Raw genomic sequence first — 23,730 nt, 5'->3', positions numbered from 1 at the left:
CGTCAGTGCCACGTTCTAGACTTTGCATCATGACGACGAGGCATACCCCACGACCCTTCCGCGCCCGCCGCACGGTGCTCGCCGTGCCCGGCAGCTCGGAGCGCTTCATCGCAAAATCGCGCGGGCTCGATGTGGACTGTATCTTTCTCGATCTTGAGGACGCGGTCGCGCCGGCGGCGAAAGTCGAGGCACGCGATCAGATCGTCCGGGCGCTGAACGGCGGCACCTGGAAGGCGCCGACGGTGACGGTGCGAGTGAATGCGTGGGATACCCCGTGGACGACCGGTGATGTGGTGGGCGTGGTGGGCGCCGCGGGAGCCAAGATCGATGCGCTGGTGCTGCCGAAGGTGACCTCGGCCGAACAGGTGGTGGCTCTCGATCTGGTGCTCGGCCAGGTGGAGGCGTCCGCGGGCCTGGAGGTCGGCAAGATCGGTTTCGAGCTGCAGATCGAGGAGGCGCTCGGCCTGCAGCATGTCGACGAGATCGCTCAGGCGAGCGAGCGCATCGAGACGCTGGTTTTCGGACCCGGTGACTATATGGCCGCGATGGGCATGAAGGGGCTGTCGGTGGGCAGCCAACTCGACGGCTACCAGGCGGACGCGTTTCATTACGCGCTGATGCGGATCTTGATTGCGGCCAGGGCGAACGGATTGCAGGCGCTCGATGGGCCGTATGTGTCGATCAGGGATCTGGCCGGCTTCAAGGCGTCGGCAGCGAAGGCGGCCGCGCTTGGGTACGACGGTAAGTGGGTCGTCCACCCTAGTCAGGCCGAGGCCGGCAATGAGATCTTCACTCCCGATGCGCAGCAGATCGAGCGCGCCAAGCGGATCGTGGCTGCCTATGCGGCGGCCGGCGAGAAGGCCGAAGGTGCGACCGGTGCGATCGTGGTGGACGATGAGATGGTCGACGAAGCCGGTTTCAAGGTCGCCAAAGCGATGCTGGCGAAGCTGGGGACGAGTCGAGACTGAGTTCCGCTTTGCACTCGGGGCGGCGCAAAGATGAAGGCGCGAGATGCTGAATCGGCCGATCTGATCAGGTGGCGGCGGTCCGGGCCCCTCATCAGACCTACGCGATGAGCATGAACCGGGCGGTTCAGCCAAGGGCTGAGGGATAACCGGCGAATACACAGCCGGGTCATAGATTCCGGACGTAGGAAATGACCGATAGGGTGAGTAACGGAGGTCGATCGCAATGTCTATGAATCAGCCCGCCCCGAGGTCGGCGCAGGACGTTCTCAAGCTCAGGCGGCCCATGTCTGTCGCCATCTACAACGACTACACCGATGCAGCCCATGCGGTCGACTACCTGGCCGATCGGCAGTTTCCGGTGGCCACGCTGGCCATCGTCGGCACCGATCTGCGCAGCATCGAGAAGGTCACCGGCAACATGACCTGGGGCAAGGTGCTCGGTGCCGGATTCCTCCAGGGATCGATGTGGGCCGGCATGTTCGCGATCATCATGTGGGTCATTCAGCCGGGCAGCGACCTGCTGACGATGCTGCTGATGGGGCTGGTGGGCTTCGGCCTGGTGGGCATGGCGATGGCCGCTTTGCAATATCGGATGCGCGGTGGGCAGCGCGACTACACCTCGACGACCGCGATCATCGCGACGCATTACGAGGTGCTCGCAGAGGCGGAGTATTCCGACAAGGCCCGTTCGATGCTCGGAGGCGGCAAGTCGTATCCGCGCTCGGAGCCTGCTGCCGAAAACCAGGAACCGGCGATGCTCCCGAAACAATCCGAACTGGACAAGCTGCCTCCGCCCACTTGGCCGGCGCCTTCGTCCGGCGAGACTGCGACCGGAGAGATCGACGGCGTGACAGGCGCAGGCGGGCAGCCCTCGGGGAATCAGCCCGAGGCCAGTGGATTCCCGGGAGCTCAGCAGTATCCGGCACCGGCACGGCAGTCCGAACAAGGGACGCCGACATATGGCCCCGGCGCCTCGGGCGATCCGACGCCAGAACAATCCGGACCCGGTTTCGTTGAACCGTCGCCAGAATCCCGGCCCGAAGACGGCTCGCATGCGCCCGGAAGGGACAGCCGCGAGAACAAAACCAGCGCGTCCAATCTGTCGTACGGGCAGTACTGGAATGAGGGCGATGCCCCGGGCATCGGCAACGTGCCGAAGCGCTTCAGCGAAGATGAGCAGGGCAGCGATGACTCCGGTGGCGAGGACGACGACGCTGACCGAAACGCGGATCAGCAGCGCAGGGGAGACAACTCCGCAGGCTGAGCCCGGATGATGCGCGAGCACACTGGCAGCGGAGGCCGTCGGCTCAGACACGGATTTTGCTTCCGAACTAATAAGTGGTGCATTCAGCACGGTTGTGCTGAATGCACCACTTATTGTGTCGTGCTTAGGACCTTAGGTGAAGCCGCGTGTGGGGTCTACTTCAGCAGACCGGCCATCCAGGCTTCGACATCGTCCGACTCGCGGGGCAGCTGATCGCTGAGGATCTCGCAGCCGTCCTCGGTGATCAGGATGTCGTCCTCGATGCGCACCCCGATGCCGCGCAGCTCTTCGGGCACCATCAGGTCGGTCGACTTGAAGTAGATGCCCGGCTCCACGGTGATCACCATGCCTGGTTTCAGTTCGCCGCGGTAGTCCTGGCGCAGCGCTTGCGCGCAGTCGTGCACGTCGAGCCCGAGATGGTGGCTGGTGCCGTGCACCATCCAGCGGCGGTATTGTCCCCCGACCTGCGGGTCGAGGGCCTGGTCGGCGCTCACCGGCAGGACTCCCCACTCGGCGAGCTTGCTGGCGATCACCGTCACCGCGGCCTGATGCACATCGGAGAACAGGGCGCCCGGCTTGGCTGCCTCGAACCCTGCCTGCTGGGCGGCGCGCACGGCGTCGTAAACCTTGCGCTGGGCATCGGTGAAATGGCCGTTGACCGGCATCGTGCGGGTGACATCTGCGGTGAACAGGCTGTCGAGCTCGACTCCGGCGTCCATCAGCATGAGGTCGCCGTCATGCAGATCGCCATCGTTGACGATCCAATGCAAGGTGTTGGCGTGGTCACCGGACGCGGCGATCGTGTCATAGCCGACCGCGTTTCCCAGATGCCGGGCATGCAGACCGAACACGCCCTCGGCCCAGCGCTCGCCACGAGGCTTCGCGACCGCATTCGGCAGCTCACGGACGACCGCTTCGAAGCCGACGGCCGTCGCGCGGCATGCCTGACGCAGCTGATCGACCTCGAAATCATCCTTGATCAGACGTAGCTCGCTGAGCGTGACGACCAGCTCGGCGTCCGCTTTTTCTGCGCGCCCGCGCCACGCGTCCAACTTGTTCGCAAGCTTCGGATCGGTCTCGCGCAGCATCCGGGTGGGGGTCTGGGATGCCATATTTTGCAGCGCCGGTTCGAGATCGTCGATGCTCGCGGTCTCTATCTGGCCGAGCGCGGCCATCTCCTCCAGCGACTCGCGCTGGCCCACCCACATCTCGCCATAGCGGGAGTCGGCGTAGAACTCCTCGTCGGTGCGTGGCACGCGCGGATGGAAATAAAGAATCGGCCGGTGTCCGCCCGCGGCGGGCTCCATCACCAGCACGGCATCCGGCTCACGATCGGTGCCCAACCCGGTCAGCCAGGTGAACGCCGAATGCGGACGGAAACGGTAGTCGCAGTCGTTGTTGCGGGGCTTGAGGCCACCGGCCGGAATGATCAGCCGCTCGCCCGGGTAACGCTCGGACAACTGCTTGCGGTGTGCGGCCGCTGCAGTCGCGCCTGCCACCGGCGCCGGAAGCTCGGTGCTGTAGGGAGCCCAATCGTCGCAGATGAACTTTTTGAACGCGTCCGAGAAGGGCGAATTCCGATTGGTAATCGTCTTTTGCTCACCGTTAGCCATCAAATCCTCCGAACATGCATTGGGCGGCGGTTCCACGTCCGATCCTACTCGGACGCATCTATCGGGGCGGGGGACGGTATGTGCGGCGCTGGGCGATCGTCCGGAGCGGAGCATGTGCGGATCGGATCGACCGAGCCGAACGATATGCACAGCCCGTACAGGAAAGCTTCCCGCACCGGATAGAGCAAGATACGTAAAGTCCTCCATTGAAACTGCAATTTTCGTCTAGTTCGCGCCCAGAGAAATTCCTATCGTCGTGGTGTCCAACGAAGGAAGGCAGCGCGAATGCGGATTTGCAGCAAAGTGGAGCGTGTCGAGCGGCTGAACGATCAGACCGCGATTCACACCGACGGCGTCGAGGTCAGGGTCCGGTTCGTCACCGATGACATCGTGCGCATCAGGGCCGGATTCGACGGCGGTTTCGATGAGGCGTCCTACAGCTTGGTGACCACTGCTTGGCCTGATCGTCTCGATGAATTCATGGGGGATAGGCGCACCCGCATCGAGCCTGCTCAGGCAAGATTCACCGACGGCGACGATGAGGCGATTCTGCAGGGCGACCATCTCAAGGTGGTGATCGAAAAGGACCCATTTCGGATCTGCGTCTATGACGGCGACGGCACCCTGCTGCACGCGGACATCGTCGATCTCGGCTACCAAGAAGACAGCAACCGCCGCCGGATTCACACCAGCCAGATCGCCGACGACGACTGTTTCTACGGATTCGGCGAGAAGAGCGGCATCTTCAACAAGGCGCAAAAGGCCATGTCGATGAGCCCGAAGGACGCGATGGGCTACGACCCGCGCGAAACCGACTCGCTCTACAAGCACATCCCGTACTACGTCAAGCTCAATCGCGGCACTCGCAAGGCGGTCGGCTACTTCTACCACAACACCTCCGAGTGCGACTTCGACATGGGGCGTGAGAAGAGCAACTACTGGCCCCGGCACAGCCGCTACCGGGCTGACGCCGGCGACATCGACCTCTTCCTCATTGCCGGTCCGACCATCCGCGAGGTGGTGCAGCGCTATACCGACCTGACCGGCAAGTCGGTGATGCTGCCGAAAACCGCGCTGGGCTACCTCGGGTCGTCCATGTACTACCCCGAACTGCCCAAAGACGCAGACCAGGCGATCGTCGGATTCATCGACACCACCAAGAGCTACGACATCCCTGTAGATGGTTTCCAATTGTCGAGCGGGTATTGCGAGACCGAGACCACCGAGGGTCTCAAGCGCTGCTTCTTCACCTGGAACGACGAACGGTTTCCTGATCCCGAGCGTTTCTTCGCCGAGATGACCGAGCGAGGCATCACGGTGTCGCCGAATGTGAAGCCGGGGATTCTGCTCGTCCACCCGATGATGGAGCAGATGCAACGCGAAGGGATCTTCGTCAAGGATGCCGCCGGCGATAAGGACGCGTTGGGCACCTGGTGGGGTGGCAAGGCCCACTTTGTCGATTTCACGAACGAGCACGCCCGCGAAGTGTGGAAGGAGTTGCTCACCGAATACGTGCTCGACAAAGGCACCTCGTCGGTCTGGAACGACAACTGCGAATACGAGAGCGTCATCGACAAGGACGCCCGCGTCTCGTTCGATGGAGCAGGTGGCACCATCGGCCACCTCAAATCGGTGATGCCGAACCTCTTCTGCCAGATAACCGAGGACGCCATAGAAGAAGCCTTCGGCAATGTGCGGCCGTTCATCGTGTGCCGTTCCGGGCATGCGGGTATTCAGCGTTATGCGCAGACCTGGGCCGGAGACAACCGCACCGGCTGGGATTCCCTCGAATACAATATCGCCACCATTTTGGGCATGAGCCTATCGGGAGTGGCCAACCAGGGCGCCGACATCGGCGGATTCTATGGCCCCACGCCCGAGCCCGAGCTATTCGTCCGCTGGGTTCAGAACGGTATATTCCAGCCGCGCTTCTCCATTCATTCGGTCAATACCGACAATACGGTGACCGAGCCGTGGATGTATCACGAATACACCGGTTACATTCGTGACGCCATCCAGTTCAGATACCGCATGTTCCCGTATTTGTATTCACTGATGGCCAGAGCCCACGAGACGGGGCTGCCGATCATGGAGCCGATGTGCAGCGCCTTCCAGGATGACCCTGCCTGCTACGACGAGGGCGTCGACTTCATGCTCGGAGACTCGCTGCTGGTCGCCAACGTGGTGACAAAAGGGGCGACGACCCGCCGGGTGTATCTGCCGGCCGATGAGACGTTCTACGATCTGGCCACGCGCGAGCGCTATCTCGGTGGCCGGGCGATCGAGGTGCCGGTCGAGCTGGGCACCATCCCGGTCTTCGTGCGCGCCGGTGGCATCGTTCCATTGGCGGATGAGCAACTCACCAACCTGGCCACGCAGCAGGTCACCAAGTTGCATCTGCTGTGTGCGCCCGACCGCGACGGACAGTTCACCCTGTATGAGGACGATGGCGTCAGCCGGGATTACGAATCCGGAATCTGGCATCGGATGCGGATCGATATGCGGGCCGGTGAGCAGACCGTGCTCGCGTTCAGCAATGAAGGTGGCTATCGCAGCCCGATCGAATCGGTTCTGCTGGATGTCATTCACCGGGAGAAAGCGCCGTTCTGGGTGAAGGTCGACGGAGTAGAGCTTCCGCATTTCTTGAACCGGCGAGCCTTCGATGAGGCCGAGAGCGGCTGGTATTACTCCCAAACTCTCAAGTCGGTGCAAATAAAGTACCCGAATCCTGACGCCGATTATGAGGTCGTCGTCTCGTTTGAACAATTCGACATGATCGGAATGTGATTGTCGGTGAGAAAGAAAGCACACATGAAAAGGATCCTTGCTGCGTTGCTGGCAGGAATGTTCTCGGTCACCTTGGCTGCCTGTGCCCAAACAGGTGTGTCCAATAGCGAGGATGCGACCTCGGACAATCCGATGGTCCTGCAACTGGCGCATAACTTATCGGAAACCCACGTGACATCCATTGCTCTGCAAGATTTTGCAGACCGCGTGGAGGAAGCCAGCGGTGGGCGTTTGATTGTTGAAATATTCCCGAATGGCCAGCTCGGGTCGGAGACCGAGGTGCTCGAGCAACTCCAGGCCGGTGTGGTGGATATGACCCGAGTTGGGTCACCGGGTCTGGCCACCTATAACAACGGCTACCACGCGTTCGGTCTCCCCTTCATCTTCGAAGACACCGAGCATTTTTACGAGACCATGGACTCCGATGAGATGCGAGAGTTCTTTATGTCCTCCTATGATGATGGTTTCGTAGGTCTGACCTACTACACCTCGGGCGCGCGTTCGTTCTACACGGCCGACACCCCCATTGAGAAGCCCGAAGATCTCCAGGGCTTGAAGATTCGTGTTCAGGACATGCGCTCTCAGACCGAAATGATGGAGGTACTGGGCGGTACACCGGTTGTGATGGGATTCGGGGACGTCTACACCGCACTGCAAACGGGAATCATCGACGGCGCCGAGTCGAATGAGACGGCACTTACCCAGAGTCAGCATGGTCAGGTTGCCAAGGTCTTTTCGCTGACCGAGCACACCATGATCCCGGACATGCTGGTGATCTCCTCGACCGTTTGGGACGAGCTGACACCGGAGGACCAGGAGCTGCTTATCGACGCCGCTGTGGCGTCCACCGAAGCTCACAAGATCGCCTGGGACGAGGAGATCGCAAGCGCAGTTGAAGAGGCCAGCACCGAAATGGGGGTCGAGTTTGTACGCGATATCGACAAGACGCCCTTCCAGGACGCAACCGCAGGTCTCGCTGACGAATTTGCAGCCGAGTACGACCACGTCGACGACGTGCTCGACATCGTGGATCAGTACCGATGAGGGGAACGCGAAGCATGAAGAATACTCTGCGGCAAGTCAAACGGGCCACAAACTGGGCTCTGTCGCGTATCGCAGCCGTCCTGCTGATCGGGATGGCGGCCCTGGTGGTCTACCAGGTGTTCACTCGCTACGTCCTCGGCTCCCCGTCGGCGTTTACCGAAGAACTCGTACGTTACTTCCTCATTTGGACAGGGTTCATCGCCGCCGCGTACGCCTTCGGTAGTCGTCAGCACATGGCGCTGCTGTTCGTTCGAGATAGGTTCCCGGGCGTCTCACGGAAGGTTGTAATGGTCTTCACCGACCTCCTGATCCTGCTGTTCGCGCTCTTGGTGATCACTATAGGTGGCGCGAGACTGGCGCTCAGCGCACGGCTAGAGCTATCGGCGCTGCTCGGCATTTCTCGAGGACTGGTCTACGCCGTTGCCCCGCTTTCCGGAGCCTTCATCGTGCTCATTCAGCTGATCAACATTTGGGAGGATGCCGCCGGCGTCGAACTCCTCAATGATGAGAAGGAGGAAGTACGATGACCATCGGACTTGCCATAGCGGTGCTTTTTGCGACGTTCTTCGTCCTCTTATTCCTCGGCCTGCCGATTTCGGTTTCGATCGGTGTTTCATCGATTGCCACCACGCTGTTCTTCTTGCCGTGGGATCAAGCTACCTTCATCGTGATGCAGAAGATGAACAATGGCATCGACAGCTTTAATCTGATCGCCATTCCCTTGTTCGTTCTCGCTGGCAACATCATGAACAATGGCGGAATTGCACGGCGTCTGATCAGGTTCGCCCAACTGGTGGTCGGACGCATTCCAGGATCACTCGTTCAGACGAATATCCTCGGCAACATGCTGTTCGGCGCTTTGTCCGGGTCAGCAGTGGCTGCGGCGGCCGCTATCGGCGGCACGCTGAGCCCGTTGGAAAAGGAAGAAGGCTATGATCCGGCATTTTCGGCCGCCGCGAATATCTCCTCGGCACCCACGGGTCTACTGATTCCGCCCACGGCGGCGTTCATCGTCTATTCGACCATTGCCGGCGGCGTCTCGATCTCCGCATTGTTCATGGCCGGATTATTCCCAGGCATCCTGATGGGCGTGGTCTCCATGGTGATCGCATTCGTCTATGCCAAGCGGCACAACTATCCGACCTCGCCAAAGGTTCCGATCAAGGAGCGGGCGAAGATCACGCTGGACGCGATCCCCAGCCTGCTGCTGATCATCATTGTGATCGGTGGCATAGTGGCCGGTATCTTCACCGCCACTGAGGGCGCCGGCATCGCAGTGTTCTACTGCCTGATCCTCTCGCTGATCTACCGATCGCTGAATGCCAAGAACTTCATGGATATTCTCCTGAAGTCGACCGCGACTACAGGAATTATTCTGTTCCTCATCTCTGCGTCTACCGCGATGTCGTGGGTGATGTCTTACACCGGGATTCCGACTGCGATCAGCGAGGGCATGCTCTCACTGTCGGAGAACCCGTTGGTGATCTTCCTAATGATGAACGTGATCTTGCTCGTCGTCGGGATGTTTATCGATATCACTCCGGCGATCTTGATCTTCACTCCGATCTTCCTGCCGATCGCAACCTCCCTCGGCATGGATCCGATTCACTTCGGCGTCGTTTTGGTCTTCAACATGTGCCTGGGCACGATGACGCCTCCGGTGGGGTCGGTGCTCTTCGTAGGTGCCGGAGTAGGCAATGTCAGTCTCGAGAAGGTGATACCGAGATTGCTGCCGTATATCTTCGGCATCATCGCGATGCTGCTGCTGGTCACCTATCTTCCTACTATCTCAATGTGGTTACCAGGACTCATGGGGCTGCTTTCCTAGCAATTCGACAGTCCGTCCTGACCAGGTAGGCCCATCGCTTCGGCGCTGGGCCTACCTAGCTTGTCAGGCTTCGATGAAACCCACGAGCTCTGTTTGCATGCGAGCTTCTAGCTGATTGCGCCTGCTCATCGTCGGCGACATCGCCGTGACCTGCCTGAATACCCTGTTGAAGTGCGTGACGTTGGCGAAACCAACCTGTTTGCTGATCTGAGTGACGCTCATCCCCGTCTCGTTGAGCAGTCGTTGGGCGCGCCCGATCCGCACATTATTGACATATTGCATGATCGTGGAGTGAGTGAGTTTCTTGAATTCCCGGCATAGATAGTACTGACTAATGTGGAATTCGGATGCGATCCTATCCAACGTCAGCTGCTCGTCGTGATGGTCATGCAGGTAGCGAATAACCTGCGTCATGCGTTCGGTGCGTTCGATTCGTGAATTCGTCGGCGTCTGCCGGACCACGTTGATCAACAGATCGGTGATCAGTAGCCGCATCTGCTCTCGCTGGAACTCCCCAAGGACGTCTTGGATATGAGCGAGTTCGTCCAGCGTCCGGTCAATGGTGCGCCGTACCTGACCGCTCACCCGATACGAGCTGACCTGACTGTTCAGCCGCTGTGCCACTTCAGGAACCAGGACGGCTTCGGGCGCGAAGTAGACAACCATCCTCTTGAACCGGACATCTGTCTCGCCATACGAGTGGTGCATAACGAACGGCGGAAATATCATCATCTCCCCGGATTCGATGCGGTATAGATGGTCGCCGGCAACGTGATTGCGCGTCCCTGATTCGAGGTAATACATCTCGAAGTAGGTGTGATAATGCGATTGACTCATATTGTCGTTGACGCCGTGAGCACGGGCTAGCGCGACCTCGTTGCCGCCCGACATCAGGTATTCCGCCTGGTCGAACATGGCTATCCTCCCTTCGGCATCACCTAGGTTAGGACGTCGGCAGCGACGGCGAGGAGCCGTCCGGAGCAGCGTGCCGCAGTCCGCTACGAATGTGCAGTTGCGAATGCAGCGACTAAACTTCTCGCAACGAAAGGTTGTTCATCAATGCAAGCTGATCCCACTGCCCAGCAGGCGCTGCTGCAGGTCGCCGACCTCGATACCCAGGTGGCCAGGCTGCGCCACCGCCGCAAGTCGCTGCCCGAGAACGTGCAGCTGGCCGAGCTACAGGCGAAGCGAGGCAAGCTGAGCGAGCAGATCGTGGCCGGCCAGACCCGCTTGACCGATGCAGAAGCCGAACAGGAGCGGCTGGAGATCGATTTGGCTCCCGCTCAGGCCCGGCTCAAGCGCAACCAAGAGAAGATCGACTCCGGTCTGATCACACAGAAGGCGCTGCAGCCCATGCTCGATGAGGTCGAGCACCTGAAGGGACGCATCGCGAACCTCGAGGACACTCAGCTTGAGATCATGCAGCGGATCGAGGACGAGACCGAAGCAATCGACCGCCTCACGGCAGCCCGCAAAGAGATTGAGACGACGATGCGCGATCTGCTGGCCAGCCGCGACAAGTCCGCCGCCGAACTCGATATTCAGATCACCAATATCGCCGAACAGCGCAGCACCCTCGCCGGTCGCTTGCCCGCCGAACTCATCGCACTCTACGACAAGATCGCCCAGAGGGTCGGCGGCACCGGAGCCGCTGAGTTGCGTGCCCGTCGCTGTGGTGGCTGCGGGCTGGAGCTGGACGTCAGCGAACTCAAGCGGCATGCACATGCCTCGCCCGATGAAGTGCTGCGTTGCGAAGAATGCGGACGCATCCTGGTGCGCACCGATAACTCGGGGCTGTGAGCGTTACTGCTCGTCCAAAATCTGAAGGATGCGCCGAAGCTCGGCGCGGTCGGCCTTGGTCAGGCGAGTCAAGAATGCTTCACCCTGCTCGGCGCGCACCTTACTGATCTGTTCGGAACGCTCCACGCCCAGGGGAGTGGCGCTGACCAAGATTGCGCGCCGGTCGCTCGAGTCGGGCTCCCGGACGAGCATCCCGCAGCCGACCAACGCGTCCACCACTTCGGTGGCCGAGCGCATGCTGATGTGCAGGCATTCGGCCAGCTTGCTCGGACGAATCGGTCCGAGCGCGATGATCTGCCGCAGAGCACGCGACTGATGGGGGCTGACGCCGTACGGTTCCAGCGCGGCCAGTGTGGCGCGCCGCTGCTTGCGGGCGACGCGAGCGAAGAGCTCGCCCAGGTCATCGGACGATCTCTGGTCGCTCGGCTTGCGTTCGCTCACTGTACCGGTCTCTCTGCTCATTCTGATTGAGCCCAAATCTACTGACTTGCGCCTGTGGTGTGCTTTGGCCCAAACACGCTGGGTGCCTCATCCTTGTGCCGAAGGCCATATGCCGGGCGCCGCGCACATCGGTTGGCCCCGTCATTTATCAGATCAAGGAATGCCGCCGTGCATATGCTTTCGTGATGATGGAAGCCGGTTGACGGGATGCACGAGGAAAACATTTGTCCGCTATCTCGGCTCAATGTCCGTTGGAACTCTGGACATGTCCGTCGCCCTCCTGTTGTCCGGCCTTCAACGGCTGGGCTCAGTCCTTGTGCGCACCCAACTGCTGAGGTAACCTCTTGAATATTGCTGAGGTAACTACTTAATCACTGTACCTCAGTAATGAGTGAATTTGGATATCCATCCTCGGGACCTCGATGGGTCATGACAGGAATGTCGAGTGATAGGGATGGGGAAGTCGCTGCTGTTCGTTGGCCCCGCAGCGGGTAGCGCACAGCCGACGGTGGAGGGAGGTGAGCGGCCATGGCAAACCATGGAGGCGCCGTATATGGGCCGCGACGGATCGATCCCGATGATAAGGCACAGCTTCAGCAGGCGCCGGTGAGTTGGCAGCGAGTCACGAGGCTGTTCGCGTCGCAACGGTGGCGTTTGATCCTGCTCGTGGCCATCATCGTGGCGATCGCCGCCATCAGCATGGGGCAGCCGTTCTTGCTGCGTGCGGTGATTGATGATGCGCTGCCTAACCGGGACACGCATCTGCTGCTGCTCGCGGTTGCGGGCATGATCGGTATTGCGGTGGTGACCGCGATCGGCGGTGTCTGGCAAACCTGGCTGGCCAGTGCGATCGGTGAACGCGTCATGCACACGTTGCGTGTCGATGTTTTCGCCAATCTGCAACGTCAGTCGATCGATTTCTTCAAGCGGACTCGCGCCGGAGAGATTCAGTCGAGGCTGGTCAACGATATTTCCGGCTTGCAGTCGGTGCTCACCACGACGGCGACCTCTGTCGCGTCCAACCTGACGACGGCGGTGGCCACGGCGATCGCCATGGTCGCGCTCGACTGGCGGCTGAGTCTGATCAGCCTGATCATTCTGCCGCCGGCCATCTGGGGCACCCGCAAGGTCGCCCTGGTGCGCCGCGACATCACCGACGCCCGGCAGCGCGCGTTGTCGCAGTTACACGGTGAGGTGGACGAAGCGCTCTCGGTCAGTGGAGCGATGCTGTCGAAGACCCTCGGTATCACCGATCGGCGCACCGACTCGTTCTCCCAGATCTCGACCAAGCTGATCGATCTCGATATGCGCTCCCAGCTGGCCGGCCGCTGGCGGATGGCGACGATGAACATCATCTTCGCCGCATTGCCCGCGATCATCTATCTGGCTGCGGGTTTCGGTCCTGCCACCGGTGGCCTGACGATCGGTACGGTGGTTGCCTTCACGGCGTTACAGTCGCAAATCTTCCGGCCGATCATGGGCTTGCTGAACGTCGGGGCGCAGTGGGTGGCGTCCATGGCATTGCTCAGTCGTGTCTTCGAGTACCTCGACCTGGTGCCTCAGGTGCCGGCACCTGGCGATCCGGTGGCTGTTGACCCGGGGGAGATACGCGGCGAGATCCGTTACGAGCACGTCGACTACGCCTATCCGGACGCTGATCGTCTGGCGTTGTCCGGCTTCGATCTGCAGATTCCGGCCGGCAATTCGGTCGGTCTGGTCGGCTCGACGGGTTCGGGCAAGTCGACTGCCGCGTCCTTGCTGTCGCGGTTGGCGGATCCGACCAGCGGACATGTCACGATTGATGGCATTGATCTGCGCGACATCGACCCAAACCAGCTTGCGTCCATTGTCGGAGTGGTGAGCCAAGAGACCTATCTGGTGCATGACTCGCTTCGCGGCAATCTGCTGCTGGCCAAACCGGACGCCGGCGACGACGAGCTGTGGAGTGCACTGGAGGCGGCCCGTATCGCCGATGTGGTCCGCGGTCTTCCGGACGGGCTGGACACTCTCGTCGGTGCCCGTGGGCACCGGTTCAGCGGGGGAGAGCGGCAACGTGTTGCCGTGGCCCGGACGCTGCTGCGTAACCCGCGCGTCCTGGTTCTTGACGAAGCTACCAGTGCGCTGGACACCAGTACCGAGCACGAGTTGCAGGCGGCCCTCGACCACCTGGCGAACGGACGCACGACTTTGACGATCGCGCACCGGCTGGGCACGATCCGCGACGCCGACGAGATCGTGGTGCTCGAAGATGGACGAATCGTGGAGCGAGGGACCCACGAACAGCTGATCGAGTTCGACGGACGCTACGCTGAGATGGAACGTCAGTATGCGATGGGTATCCAGACGGCATCGCCGCGGTCAGCTTTGGCGAGTGCCGTGGCGGAATAGCGCCCATGATGGGCGCCGGATCTACACGATATGGGCAGGCAAAGAAGGAGAGCACGCGCATCGTCGCATTGTGTACGGATGCGGTCCATGATGGGCGCCGGAGCTACACGATGTGAGGGCTGGCAGAGCGGCAGCGGGGCCGGGTTAGGGCGATAGCCGTCCGGGGGAATAAGCTGGGCTGCTGGATGAGTCGGCCGGGTGATCGCGGCGCAAGCTGAGGAAAGTCCGGGCTCCACAGGGCAAGGTGGTGGGTAACGCCCACCCGGGGTGACCCGCGGGACAGTGCCACAGAGAACAGACCGCCCAGATACCGGTTCGCTTCGGCGAACGAGGTCCGGGTAAGGGTGAAACGGCGTGTGTAAGAGACCACCGCGCGGCTGGCGACAGTCGCGGCACGGTAAACCCCACCTGGAGCAAGACCAAGAGGACGCCCACGGGCGTCTGCGGAAGTGTTTGAGGGCTGCCCGCCCAAGCTTCCGGGTAGGTCGCGCGGCTGGGTCGAAAGGCCCAGCGGAAGGCCACCAGCAATGGTGGTCGCAGATGGATGATCACCACTCCTTCGGGAGATCAGAACCCGGCTTACGGCCGACTCATCCTTACTCGTTCGATCTGACTAGGTGCGATACTAAGATTCTTGGGCGTTGGTCCGCCGAGAGTCCGCAGGATTGAGCGCTGCGTCGACAGCCTGCCTCGTGCGATCCTCGGTGTTCGGCCAAAGGTGGGCGTAGGTGTCCAGCGTCTCCTGTGCGGACTTGTGTCCAAGGTTGGCCTGCACGGTCTTGATGTCTAGGCCGGCAAAGATCAGCAGGCTTGCATAGTGGTGACGGAGATCGTGGAACGTGATGTCGTTCGGAAGATTGAGCGGTTCGTAATCGCCTCCCGAGCGCTTGGACTTGGCGATAGCGTCAGCGTCGGCCGCACGCACTTTGGAGAGAGCCCGGCGCCATGCTCTGGCAAAGTTCTTTCGGCTCAACGGTGCGCCTCGCTCGCCGACGAAGACCAAGTCGTGCACACCGATTCCGTAGGTCTTGATGTGTGCAGACAGGGCAACGGCCACCGAGTCAGGTAGCGGGATCTCGCGATTGGACGAAGGCGTCTTCGGCGGGCCGAAGCCTGCCACGATGTTTCCCTTCTCATTCTTCGCTTTTGACCACTGTCGGTCGACCTTGATGAAGCGCTTGAGGAAGAGAATCCGATCGATGGTAAGGCCTGTCACCTCGCCGAAGCGCATACCCGTTCCAGCCGAGAGCGTCACCATCGCCTTGAACCGATCGGGCAGTGCATCCCGAATCGCCTCTACCTGACGAATCGTCAGCGGGTCGACCTGCTCGTGGACGACTTCGGGCAGTTTGATGCCGTCGCATGGCGTCTTCGCGATGCGTCGGTTCGTTGCCGCGTTTTTCAGGACCGAGGCGACGTAGGCGTAGGTCACCTCGATGGTCGCTGGCGCGAGAGTCTCGGAAAGCCGGCGAACCATGCCCTGAATGTCGGCGGGTTTGAGCGTGTCGAGCGGTCTTTCTCCAATCAACGGGTAGGCGCGCTTGAGCGAGGTCTTGGCTTGGTCAGCTGTATTTGGACGCCAGACCTGCGAGTCTCGCCACTGCTCCGCGTAGGCCTCGAAGGTGATCCGGCCGGCGCCGGGATCGACATACATTCCGGTCACGACCGACGCGGTTACTTCGTTCAGCCACCGAACAGCATCCTTCTTCAGCTTGAAGTGACGCGCGTGCTCCTTGCCCGCAGCGTCCCGGTATCTTGCCCGGAAGACGCCGTCAGATCTCTTCTGGATGCTGGTCATCGTCAGATTCCCCCCAAAGTGACGCCAGCATCCGATATTCACCCAATGCTGCTTCCGGCTGCTGTTTGCAAATGGTGTCCATTGCATCTGCTGCTAGCTCTTCATTAAGAGCAACTCCTGCGTGATCGGCGCGCTTAAGCGCCCGACGCACTTCCTCAATTGCTTGGTCCAGAGATTGCGCATGATCCTGAAACCTCGCCTTCTGGGCGTGCACGGCCGAGATCGCAGCGTGCACGTCTTGAACAATTCGGTGCTCCTTAGCGGAACTACTTTCTGGCTGGGGCCGAAGGGCGTTGGGCGTGACATGAAGTACATCGGCTATGTCCAGCGCCTCTTCAAACTTCAAAGCTCGCTGGCCGGCTTCGATCTTTGTGATGGTTTGGGGATAAAACCCTTCGAGGCCGCGCGAGCCGAGTTCGTTAGCCAGCTCGGCTTGAGTGATCCCATTTAGCTCGCGTAGTCGTCTGATCGCCGCGCCGATCTCAGCATCTTTCGTTCCCATGGCCAGCACTCTAGCAACAAACACACCAAACAAGTACATGCGATTGACACCAAACAGCGTGTAGTGTCAGTATCGTACAAAGTAGAAACACTTAAACGGTGTGTTGGGCGGGGGATGACATGACTGACAGATTGGGATTCAAACCAGAGTTCGAGAAGTTGCTATCGACGCCGGAGCTTGCCGAGGTTACGGGGTTGCCGGAGGCCACGATTCGATATTGGCGCTATATGGGCACCGGGCCGAAGTCCGCGAAGCTCGGTCGGCGCGTGGTGTATCGCGAATCGGATGTGCGTCAGTGGATCGATGAGCAGTTCGCCAAAGGGAGTGCAGCATGACTTCGCTAGCCCCCTGTGGGGGCATCTCGAACCAGCCGACCGGAGCTGACGACCAATCCGAAGGGGCCAGGAATGAAAGTAGCCGCCCGTGGGTGGAGTCCCGGACGGCTACCAAATTGGCTAACGAAGCTGAGGCCAGCATATCAGCAGACCGGGCTCATGAATACGGTCGTGGTCGACCTGTCGGCCCGTCGCGGCCGTCGGTTCAGATGCTTGCAGACTTGCCTGACCTCGCCGAGCGGCTGTCTCTCTCGGTGCTGGTCGACGCACTACGCGAAGCCATGCCGGCCTACTGGCTGCGACGGGCCGAGCAACTGGAATCGATCGGGACTCCCTTCGCTGATGGGGCTGCTGCCGAGTGCAGGCGTCATGCCTGGCTGTTAGCGCAGATGTCGTCCGCCGAGGTGGCCGAGTTCTTCGATCTTGAGGAGGCAGCGTGACCTCGATGTTCGATAGCGATCGAGATCCCGGCAAGGAGGTGTTGCCGGGGGAGTTGCCGGAGAATATGCGGCCGTTGGCGAGACCGAGCCGTAAGCCGGTGGTCGGCTGGAAGGTACTGGCTGGCGTTGAGGAGCATCTGAAGCGGTTCGTGATCTATCCGGGTCCTGACGAGCTGGTGGCGCATGTGTTGTGGATCGGGCATGCCTGGCTGATGAACTGCTGGGACTCGACGCCACGGCTCGCATTCTTGAGCCCTGAGCCTGGTTCGGGGAAGTCGCGTGCTCTGGAGGTCACAGCACCGTTGGTGCCCAACCCCGTGCACGCGGTGAATGCCACCCCGGCGTATCTGTTCCGGAAGGTGGCTGATCAGGATGCGCGGCCGACGATCTTGTTCGATGAGATCGACACGATCTTCGGGCCGAAGGCCAAGGACAACGAAGAGCTGCGCGGTCTGTTGAACGCCGGCCATCGGAAGGGTGCTATCGCCGGTCGCTGCGTGGTGCGCGGCAAGGAAGTCTTTACCGAGGAATTGCCGGCGTATTCTGCGGTTGCCCTTGCTGGGCTCGATGATCTGCCGGACACGATCATGACTCGCTCGGTGGTGGTGCGGATGCGCCGCCGGAAGTCATCGGAGCCGAAGCCAACGCCGTGGCGGGGCAGGGACGCCGAGAGCAAGCCGGTGGTCGAGCTGCGTAAGCAGTTGGCGCGATGGGCTGAGTCTGTTGCCGGTGATGCTGGCCAGTCGTGGCCGGTGATGCCCGAGGGTGTGGAAGACCGGGACGCGGACGTGTGGGAAGCGCTACTGGCGGTGGCTGACCTGGCTGGTGGCGTCTGGCCCGAGCGTGCTCGTGGTGCGGCTACTCGCATGGTGGCCAGGTCTCACGAGAAGGCGCCGTCGTTGGGTGTCCTGCTGCTGCGTGATACCCGGCAAGCATTCACCGATGCGCAGGTTGATCGGCTATCTACCGATGATCTGCTCGATCGCCTAAATGGCATGGAGGAATCCCCGTGGTCTGGGCTGAAAGGTGGTCCGCTTAATGCGCGCGGGCTGTCGTTTCGATTGGGGAAGTATCAGATCGGCCCGAAGCAGATCAAAGAGAACTCGGTCAAGTATCGCGGCTACGACTCACGAGACTTCGCCGATGCATGGGACCGATACCTTGAGCCCCGCCCGTCAGGTTCTACTGACGGTACTGACGGTACTCCGGTACCCGAAGATCAAGGCAGCGGTACCGGAGTACCGGAAGTACCGGATGAAAAACCTCACGGGGGGGAGCAGAACCAAGATCTGTTCCCGAACATCTGCGCGGTCTGTGGCGAGTCCATGATCGTGGCCGAGCCGGGACAGACGATTCACCCGAACTGTGGTGATGCGTCGTGACTGCCGTGTTGACGCCGTGCGTCGTGTGTGGTGTGCCGTGCGCGTCGGGTCGTTGTGATGAGCATCCGGTGAGGCACCGGTCTGATCGGCCGAGGCGAGCGTCGCGTGCTGCTGGGTATGACACGAACTGGAACAAGCTCAGCTTGCGTGCTCGTCGTTTGCAGCCGTTCTGTTCTGATTGTGGGACTACGGAGAATCTGACGTGTGACCATTTGCCTATTGCGTGGGAAAGGCATGAATTGGGGTTGCCTATTCGATTGCAGGATGTCGATGTGGTTTGTCAGAAATGCAATAACCGTCGTGGTTCGGCTCGTGGTGAAAGGAATACCAGGGGGGATAACCCGATTGGCTCTTCCGGGCGGGGCGTCCGGCAGTCGCATTTTCAATCACTCACCGAGGATGAATCGTGAAGGCGGGTCCGAAGGGCTCTGCGGTTGAGGCCCCGCTTGAGTGGTCCCCGAGGTCGAAGGGTGCTCGTCAGTTCGCTCTTTTCTGCTCGAAGTACGTCGTCACCCCGAAGGGCACGGGCGCGCGTAAGCCGATGAAGCTGCGGGATTGGCAGATCGAGTTGGCCGGCTCTTTGCTGGATGATCCGAGGCCGCGTATGGCGTTGTGGTCGTTGCCTCGTGGCCAGGGTAAGTCGACTCTGGTGGCCGCCTTGGGGCTCTTCCACGTGTTTATGAGCGGTATCGAGGGCGCGCGGGTCGTGATCGTGGCTCAGGACGAGCGGTCGAGTTCTCGTCTGCTGCATATCGCGGCGAGGATGGTCGAGCTGAACGAGGATATGGGCGAGCGCTGCCAGGTCTACAAGGACCGCATTTACATGCCTGGTAGCGATTCCCAGATCTTGGCTCTGCCTGGTGAGTCGGCCCGGATCGAGGGTGAGGACGCGTCGCTGGCGATCATGGACGAGATCGGTTTCTGCCGTCGTGACGCTTACGAGTCGCTGGTGAACTCGACCGGCAAACGGGCTGAATCGCAGATGCTGATGATTGGCACGCCTTCGCCGCCGAGCTGGCGGGAGACCTCGCCGATGCTCGATCTGGTGCTGGAGGCCAGGGCGAACCCGCAACCCGACTTGGCTCTTGTCGAGTATGCGGGTGACATCGGACATCCGGTGGACTGCGAGCACTGCTGGGCGCAGGCTAATCCGGGCCTGGATGACCTTGTGAGCCGTCCGCATCTCAAGTCGGTGCTTCCACCCCGGACAAGAGAGTCGGAGTTCCGTAGGGCGCGTCTGGGTGAGTGGGTCGAGCAGGATGACGCATCGCTGCTGCCTGCTGGTTTGTGGGCTGAGCTGGCCACCGGTGAGATCATCCCGGACGGCGCCGATGTGGTGCTGTCCCTGGATGGTTCGTTCAACGGGGATTCCACCGCGTTGCTGGTTACGCAGGTGTCGACCAGCCCGTTGATGAACCTGGGTGGCATCTGGGAGCCGCCCGCCGGCCAGGACGACTACCGGGTCCCGATCCTTGAGGTGGAGGACCGTATCAGGGAGCTGGCCAAGCAGTACAAAGTGATCGAGCTGACCGCCGACCCGTACCGCTGGGCGCGGACGCTGCAGGTGATCGCCGAGGAAGGAATACCGACGACCGAGTTCCCGCAAACGGCGGTGCGGATGACTCCGGCGACCAACGACTTCGTGCAGTCCTGCCTTAACCACGAAGTTAGCCATGACGGGACGCCGGATCTTGCCCGCCATATCGGGAACGCGATTCTGACCGATGACGTGCGAGGGGTCCGAATACGGAAAGAGAACAAGAGTTCGGCCCGCCATATCGACCTGGCTGTGACCGCGATTATGGGCCACTCGCGAGCCACCTGGAAAGCCACGCATAAACCGAAACGCCGACGGGCAATGAGTTTCTAAAAGGAGACAAGATGATGGATCAATTGACAAGAATGCTGACCGCGCTCGATGCCGGGGCGGCACGACGAGCGACACTTGAGAACTACTATGCCGGGACGCAGCCCTTGGCGTTCCTGACGCCCGAGGCACGGGAGGCTATCGGCACCCGGTTCAATCGCATGGCCTCGAACGTGCCGCGTATCGCGGTGCACTCGCTGGCCGAGCGGTTGCGGGTCACCGGGCTGACGATCGATGGGCAGGCCGCGCCGCAGCTGTGGAATGACTGGCTGGCCAACGACCTGGACCAAACATCTGGTGTGGTGCATCGCGAAGCCTTGGTGCTCGGTGAATCCTTCGTGATCGTCTGGGCCGATGCCGTCGGGACCCCGCTGGTGACTGTGGAGAGCGCCCACCAGGTCGCCGTCGAGCGAGATCCTGCGACCAGGGCTGTGGTGGCTGCTGTGAAGCGCTGGACGGCCGGGGCACCTGACCAGCCCACCGGCACCGAGGCCGTGCTGTATTTGCCCGACCAGATCATCCGACTGCACTCGGACGCCGTAGGAGCCACTAGCGGCTTCACGACCACCACTGTGGTGCCCAACGCGTTCGGCGTGGTCCCGGTGATCCCGTTCTCGGGCTCGGATCGTATCTTGAGCGGGCCCTCGTCCGAACTCGACGACATCATCCCGTTGGCCGACGGTTTGAACAAGCTGCTCGCCGATCTGATGGTGTCGAGCGAGTACAGCGGCCGCCCGCGCAGATGGGCGACCGGTATCGAGGCGATCGAGGTCGAGGACGAGGACGGGGAAACCCACGCGGTGAACCCGTTCCCCGAAACCAACCGGATGATGCTCGCCGAAGATCCCGCCTCGAAGTTCGGCCAGCTCGACGCCACTGACCTCGCCGGATACGAAGCCGCCGTCAGGGTGCTGCAGGCCCAACTCTCCGCTGTCTCGGGACTCCCGCCGCACTACCTGGGTGCCTACGGTGACCAGCCGGCCAGCGCCGATTCCTTGCGGGCGTCCGAAGCCTCGCTGACGGCGAGGGTTGAGGCCAGGCAGTCGGCATTCGGCCGGAGCTGGGAGCAAGTCGCCCGGCTGATGGTGGCCGTCAGGACCGGCCAAGACCCCGCCGAGATCAAGGCCCGCATCTCGTGGGCCGACCCCGCCACCCGCAGCGTCGCACAGGACGCCGACGCTGCCGTGAAGCTCGTGGCCGCAGGTGTGCTGCCCCGTGAATACGCCCTGCGCAAGCTCGGCTACAGCAACGACGAAATTATCCAGATCAACAACCAGATGGCAGGAGCAAGCAATGAGTGACGAACTGACCGAAGATCCGACCACCACCGGGACCGATGGCGTCAGCACTACTGACGGCGTCAATGGCCAATCCCTTACTACTAGTGAGGGTGTCGGCTCGATCGACACCCTAAGCAGTACTGAGGTCATCGACCCGGCCGATGGCGTCGGCAATACCGACGCATTGCAGGACGACGCCGATACCTTCCCGCGGGAGTACGTCGAGAAGATCCGCAAAGAAGCCGCTGAGGCCCGCGTGAAGGCGAAGCGCGCCGAGGATCTGGCCCGTGAGGTGTTCACCCTCAGGGTGGCCGCCACAGGCAAGCTGGCCGACCCGAACGATCTGCCGTTCGATGAGACCATCCTGGACGATCCCAGCAGGCTGGACGCCGCCATCGACGAGCTGATCAGCCAGCACCCGCACTACGCGACCCGGATGCCGCACGGGGACATCGGCCAGGGAGCCAAGCAGACGGACGGCGGGAACGTCGACCTGGCCGCCATGCTTCGGGCAGGTGCACGATGAGCGACTACATTCTGATCGAGCTGCGCCGTATCGCCGACGCCCTGGAGACCATCGCCAAGGAGTATGCACCAGACCCCAAGCCGCTACCTCCGCTGCCGCCGATGCCGCGCAGTGTGCGCCGGAGCAAGCCCCTGCTGCCGGAAAGGTGGTGACCCGATGAGCAGATGGCGACGCAAGTTCGAGTTCACGCTCGTGGCCGAAATCAAGGAGTATGACAAGTACGGCAACCCGATCGACCCGCCACGCCAGCGGACCATCGAGGGCTGCACCGACTGGCCCAACAGTACCGACGAGGACGAGCAGGGAGCCGTGCAGACCACCGACACGAGGACGCTCTCACTGCCGCGGGGTGAGGCCATCATCCCCTCTGATTGGGACCTGATCTACCCCGACGGCAAGAAGTGGAAGATCATCGGCGAGCCCTACGCCTACACCCGCGGGGTGATCATGACAATCGAACGTAAGAGCTAGCCGCCATACCCTCCTGGGGTATATAGTGAAGATGTGGTCCACGGAGTCAGGCACTCCCTGACACTCCCGTTTAGCTCCTGGCGGGCGAACGTTTCCAACCGAAACCAAGCCCGCTAGGAGCTATTTTCATGTCTGTCGACACCACTACCGCAACCGAACTCACGTACGAGCAAATCCAGAAGATCCTCATCGCGCCGCTGCAAGAGCAGAGCGTCTTCCTCGCCGCAGGCCCGCGCATCTTCGACACCGCCGGACCTATCCGCATCCCGAAGAACCAGCCGGCGACCGCCGAAGGGCTCGGCTTCACCGGCGAGAACGAACAGATCGGTGAGCGCGACATCGAGTTCGACGAAGTCACCCTGATGCCGTCCACGATGAAGTCCGTCAAGACGCTGACCCGCTACTCGAACGAGCTGGCCCGCCAGTCCGCCATCGGCCTGGACGCAGCTATCAAGGACCGGCTCGTCAACGACGTGGCAGCCAAGCTCGATGCGCAGTTCCTGTCGGCTGCCGGCGACGGCGTCACGACTCCCAAGGGCCTGTTCGCCTACACCGGCACGCAGACCCTCGCTGTGGGCGGTGCGTTGAGCCTCGACGCACTCTTGACCGCCTGGGGCCTGGCCCTGGCCGCCAACGTCAACATGGCCGGCCTCAAGTGGCTGCTGACCCCCGGTGACTTCGTAGCGCTGCGTAAGGTCAAGGACAAGAACGACCAGTACCTTCTGCAGGCCGATCCCACCGCCGACGGCGTGTTCCGGCTGTGGGGATGCCCGGTCGTCGTGTCCAGCCGCATCCCGGACGACGCCGAGACCGGTCGCGCAGCTCTCGTCGACTTCTCTCAGATCGCCGTGGCCCGCGACATGGCCCCGAGTGTGAAGATCCTGACCGAGCGGTTCGCCGACTACGACCAGCAGGCGATCCGCGTGGTGGCCCGCTACGACGCCGCACCGCTGAACCCTGAAGCGATCGTCACCCTGACCGGCATCACCCGCTGAT

22 protein-coding genes and 1 other RNA gene are annotated in these 23,730 nt (G+C 61.5%); 18 read left to right on the top strand and 5 right to left on the bottom strand.

Annotated elements, in window-relative coordinates; all coding sequences use genetic code 11:
- Positions 1-29 precede the first annotated feature (29 nt).
- Both QQ658_RS09685 and QQ658_RS09680 read left to right on the top strand, forming a co-directional pair.
- Positions 30-968: an HpcH/HpaI aldolase/citrate lyase family protein gene (locus tag QQ658_RS09685; RefSeq protein WP_286024651.1), complete on the top strand. Its 939-nt coding sequence runs from the start codon at positions 30-32 to the stop codon at positions 966-968.
- Positions 969-1,251: 283 nt separating this feature from the next.
- Positions 1,252-2,232, top strand: a complete 981-nt coding sequence (locus QQ658_RS09680; protein ID WP_286024650.1) for a YflT domain-containing protein — start codon at positions 1,252-1,254, stop codon at positions 2,230-2,232.
- Positions 2,233-2,387: 155 nt separating this feature from the next.
- Here the strand turns inward: QQ658_RS09680 and QQ658_RS09675 are convergent, their stop codons facing one another.
- Positions 2,388-3,845 (bottom strand): aminopeptidase P family protein, encoded by a 1,458-nt coding sequence (locus QQ658_RS09675; RefSeq protein WP_286024649.1) that lies wholly within the window; start codon positions 3,843-3,845, stop codon positions 2,388-2,390.
- Between the two features lie 285 nt (positions 3,846-4,130).
- Between QQ658_RS09675 and QQ658_RS09670 the strand changes: the two genes are divergently transcribed.
- The 4 genes from QQ658_RS09670 to QQ658_RS09655 are packed head-to-tail and all read left to right on the top strand — an operon-like array spanning position 4,131 to position 9,504.
- Positions 4,131-6,632 (top strand): glycoside hydrolase family 31 protein, encoded by a 2,502-nt coding sequence (locus QQ658_RS09670; protein WP_286024648.1) that lies wholly within the window; start codon positions 4,131-4,133, stop codon positions 6,630-6,632.
- A gap of 6 nt (positions 6,633-6,638) precedes the next feature.
- A complete protein-coding gene (locus QQ658_RS09665) occupies positions 6,639-7,676 on the top strand; it encodes a TRAP transporter substrate-binding protein (protein WP_286024647.1) in 1,038 nt (345 codons plus the stop codon).
- Positions 7,677-7,690: 14 nt separating this feature from the next.
- Positions 7,691-8,203, top strand: a complete 513-nt coding sequence (locus tag QQ658_RS09660; RefSeq protein WP_286024646.1) for a TRAP transporter small permease — start codon at positions 7,691-7,693, stop codon at positions 8,201-8,203.
- Complete coding sequence (locus tag QQ658_RS09655; protein WP_286024645.1) at positions 8,200-9,504, top strand: TRAP transporter large permease; 1,305 nt, start codon at positions 8,200-8,202, stop codon at positions 9,502-9,504. The genes QQ658_RS09660 and QQ658_RS09655 overlap by 4 nt, the downstream gene beginning before the upstream one ends.
- Positions 9,505-9,567: 63 nt before the next feature.
- Here QQ658_RS09655 and QQ658_RS09650 read toward each other — a convergent pair whose 3' ends face one another.
- Positions 9,568-10,419 (bottom strand): helix-turn-helix transcriptional regulator, encoded by an 852-nt coding sequence (locus QQ658_RS09650; RefSeq protein ID WP_286024644.1) that lies wholly within the window; start codon positions 10,417-10,419, stop codon positions 9,568-9,570.
- Positions 10,420-10,563: 144 nt separating this feature from the next.
- Between QQ658_RS09650 and QQ658_RS09645 the strand changes: the two genes are divergently transcribed.
- Positions 10,564-11,304 (top strand): zinc ribbon domain-containing protein, encoded by a 741-nt coding sequence (locus tag QQ658_RS09645; protein WP_286024643.1) that lies wholly within the window; start codon positions 10,564-10,566, stop codon positions 11,302-11,304.
- Positions 11,305-11,307: 3 nt separating this feature from the next.
- Here QQ658_RS09645 and QQ658_RS09640 read toward each other — a convergent pair whose 3' ends face one another.
- Positions 11,308-11,745, bottom strand: coding sequence for a MarR family winged helix-turn-helix transcriptional regulator (locus QQ658_RS09640; protein WP_286024642.1), 438 nt, complete (start codon positions 11,743-11,745; stop codon positions 11,308-11,310).
- A 528-nt stretch (positions 11,746-12,273) separates the two neighbouring features.
- On the opposite strand from QQ658_RS09640, the gene QQ658_RS09635 reads away from it, so the two are divergent.
- Together QQ658_RS09635 and rnpB are read left to right on the top strand one after the other, a co-directional pair.
- Positions 12,274-14,133 (top strand): ABC transporter ATP-binding protein, encoded by a 1,860-nt coding sequence (locus QQ658_RS09635; RefSeq protein ID WP_286024641.1) that lies wholly within the window; start codon positions 12,274-12,276, stop codon positions 14,131-14,133.
- A 186-nt stretch (positions 14,134-14,319) separates the two neighbouring features.
- Positions 14,320-14,730, top strand: an RNA gene (gene rnpB, locus QQ658_RS09630) — RNase P RNA component class A.
- A gap of 28 nt (positions 14,731-14,758) precedes the next feature.
- On the opposite strand, the gene QQ658_RS09625 is transcribed toward rnpB, so the two are convergent.
- On the bottom strand, positions 14,759-16,018 hold the full coding sequence (locus tag QQ658_RS09625) for a tyrosine-type recombinase/integrase (protein WP_286024640.1): 1,260 nt from the start codon (positions 16,016-16,018) through the stop codon (positions 14,759-14,761).
- A complete protein-coding gene (locus QQ658_RS09620; protein WP_286024639.1) occupies positions 15,906-16,472 on the bottom strand; it encodes a helix-turn-helix domain-containing protein in 567 nt (188 codons plus the stop codon). Before QQ658_RS09620 ends, QQ658_RS09625 begins: the two co-directional genes overlap by 113 nt.
- Before the next feature lie 80 nt (positions 16,473-16,552).
- Here QQ658_RS09620 and QQ658_RS09615 point away from each other — a divergent pair, with 80 nt between their 5' ends.
- From QQ658_RS09615 to QQ658_RS09575, 9 genes are all read left to right on the top strand, one after another.
- Positions 16,553-16,768, top strand: a complete 216-nt coding sequence (locus QQ658_RS09615; protein WP_286024638.1) for a helix-turn-helix transcriptional regulator — start codon at positions 16,553-16,555, stop codon at positions 16,766-16,768.
- Positions 16,769-16,989: 221 nt separating this feature from the next.
- A complete protein-coding gene (locus tag QQ658_RS09610; protein ID WP_286024637.1) occupies positions 16,990-17,208 on the top strand; it encodes a hypothetical protein in 219 nt (72 codons plus the stop codon).
- A 5-nt stretch (positions 17,209-17,213) separates the two neighbouring features.
- Positions 17,214-18,590 carry a DUF3631 domain-containing protein gene (locus QQ658_RS09605; RefSeq protein ID WP_286027088.1) on the top strand — a complete coding sequence of 459 codons (1,377 nt, stop codon included), beginning with the start codon at positions 17,214-17,216 and terminating at the stop codon, positions 18,588-18,590.
- Positions 18,591-18,996: 406 nt separating this feature from the next.
- Positions 18,997-20,460, top strand: coding sequence for a terminase large subunit domain-containing protein (locus tag QQ658_RS09600; protein ID WP_286024636.1), 1,464 nt, complete (start codon positions 18,997-18,999; stop codon positions 20,458-20,460).
- Positions 20,461-20,471: 11 nt separating this feature from the next.
- Positions 20,472-21,758 (top strand): phage portal protein, encoded by a 1,287-nt coding sequence (locus QQ658_RS09595; protein ID WP_286024252.1) that lies wholly within the window; start codon positions 20,472-20,474, stop codon positions 21,756-21,758.
- Entirely contained in the window at positions 21,751-22,263 is a 513-nt protein-coding gene (locus tag QQ658_RS09590; protein WP_286024635.1) for a hypothetical protein, read from the top strand. The genes QQ658_RS09595 and QQ658_RS09590 overlap by 8 nt, the downstream gene beginning before the upstream one ends.
- A complete protein-coding gene (locus QQ658_RS09585) occupies positions 22,260-22,415 on the top strand; it encodes a hypothetical protein (protein WP_286024250.1) in 156 nt (51 codons plus the stop codon). Before QQ658_RS09590 ends, QQ658_RS09585 begins: the two co-directional genes overlap by 4 nt.
- A gap of 4 nt (positions 22,416-22,419) precedes the next feature.
- A complete protein-coding gene (locus tag QQ658_RS09580) occupies positions 22,420-22,734 on the top strand; it encodes a hypothetical protein (protein ID WP_286024249.1) in 315 nt (104 codons plus the stop codon).
- Between the two features lie 128 nt (positions 22,735-22,862).
- Positions 22,863-23,729 carry a phage major capsid protein gene (locus tag QQ658_RS09575; protein WP_286024634.1) on the top strand — a complete coding sequence of 289 codons (867 nt, stop codon included), beginning with the start codon at positions 22,863-22,865 and terminating at the stop codon, positions 23,727-23,729.
- Position 23,730 lies beyond the last annotated feature (1 nt).

Source organism: Propionimicrobium sp. PCR01-08-3 (assembly GCF_030286045.1).
Lineage (GTDB): Bacteria > Actinomycetota > Actinomycetes > Propionibacteriales > Propionibacteriaceae > Brooklawnia.
Note: the sequence above shows the minus strand (reverse complement) of the source record. Positions and strands in the feature narration are given on the sequence as shown.

Coding starts and splice junctions, on each gene's coding strand:
- QQ658_RS09685 (WP_286024651.1), top strand. CDS start 30: ATGACGACGAGGCATACCCCACGACCCTTCCGCGCCCGCCGCACGGTG.
- QQ658_RS09680 (WP_286024650.1), top strand. CDS start 1,252: ATGTCTGTCGCCATCTACAACGACTACACCGATGCAGCCCATGCGGTC.
- QQ658_RS09675 (WP_286024649.1), bottom strand. CDS start 3,845: ATGGCTAACGGTGAGCAAAAGACGATTACCAATCGGAATTCGCCCTTC.
- QQ658_RS09670 (WP_286024648.1), top strand. CDS start 4,131: ATGCGGATTTGCAGCAAAGTGGAGCGTGTCGAGCGGCTGAACGATCAG.
- QQ658_RS09660 (WP_286024646.1), top strand. CDS start 7,691: ATGAAGAATACTCTGCGGCAAGTCAAACGGGCCACAAACTGGGCTCTG.
- QQ658_RS09655 (WP_286024645.1), top strand. CDS start 8,200: ATGACCATCGGACTTGCCATAGCGGTGCTTTTTGCGACGTTCTTCGTC.
- QQ658_RS09650 (WP_286024644.1), bottom strand. CDS start 10,419: ATGTTCGACCAGGCGGAATACCTGATGTCGGGCGGCAACGAGGTCGCG.
- QQ658_RS09645 (WP_286024643.1), top strand. CDS start 10,564: ATGCAAGCTGATCCCACTGCCCAGCAGGCGCTGCTGCAGGTCGCCGAC.
- QQ658_RS09635 (WP_286024641.1), top strand. CDS start 12,274: ATGGCAAACCATGGAGGCGCCGTATATGGGCCGCGACGGATCGATCCC.
- QQ658_RS09625 (WP_286024640.1), bottom strand. CDS start 16,018: ATGCAATGGACACCATTTGCAAACAGCAGCCGGAAGCAGCATTGGGTG.
- QQ658_RS09620 (WP_286024639.1), bottom strand. CDS start 16,472: ATGTACTTGTTTGGTGTGTTTGTTGCTAGAGTGCTGGCCATGGGAACG.
- QQ658_RS09615 (WP_286024638.1), top strand. CDS start 16,553: ATGACTGACAGATTGGGATTCAAACCAGAGTTCGAGAAGTTGCTATCG.
- QQ658_RS09605 (WP_286027088.1), top strand. CDS start 17,214: ATGTTCGATAGCGATCGAGATCCCGGCAAGGAGGTGTTGCCGGGGGAG.
- QQ658_RS09595 (WP_286024252.1), top strand. CDS start 20,472: ATGATGGATCAATTGACAAGAATGCTGACCGCGCTCGATGCCGGGGCG.
- QQ658_RS09590 (WP_286024635.1), top strand. CDS start 21,751: ATGAGTGACGAACTGACCGAAGATCCGACCACCACCGGGACCGATGGC.
- QQ658_RS09585 (WP_286024250.1), top strand. CDS start 22,260: ATGAGCGACTACATTCTGATCGAGCTGCGCCGTATCGCCGACGCCCTG.
- QQ658_RS09580 (WP_286024249.1), top strand. CDS start 22,420: ATGAGCAGATGGCGACGCAAGTTCGAGTTCACGCTCGTGGCCGAAATC.
- QQ658_RS09575 (WP_286024634.1), top strand. CDS start 22,863: ATGTCTGTCGACACCACTACCGCAACCGAACTCACGTACGAGCAAATC.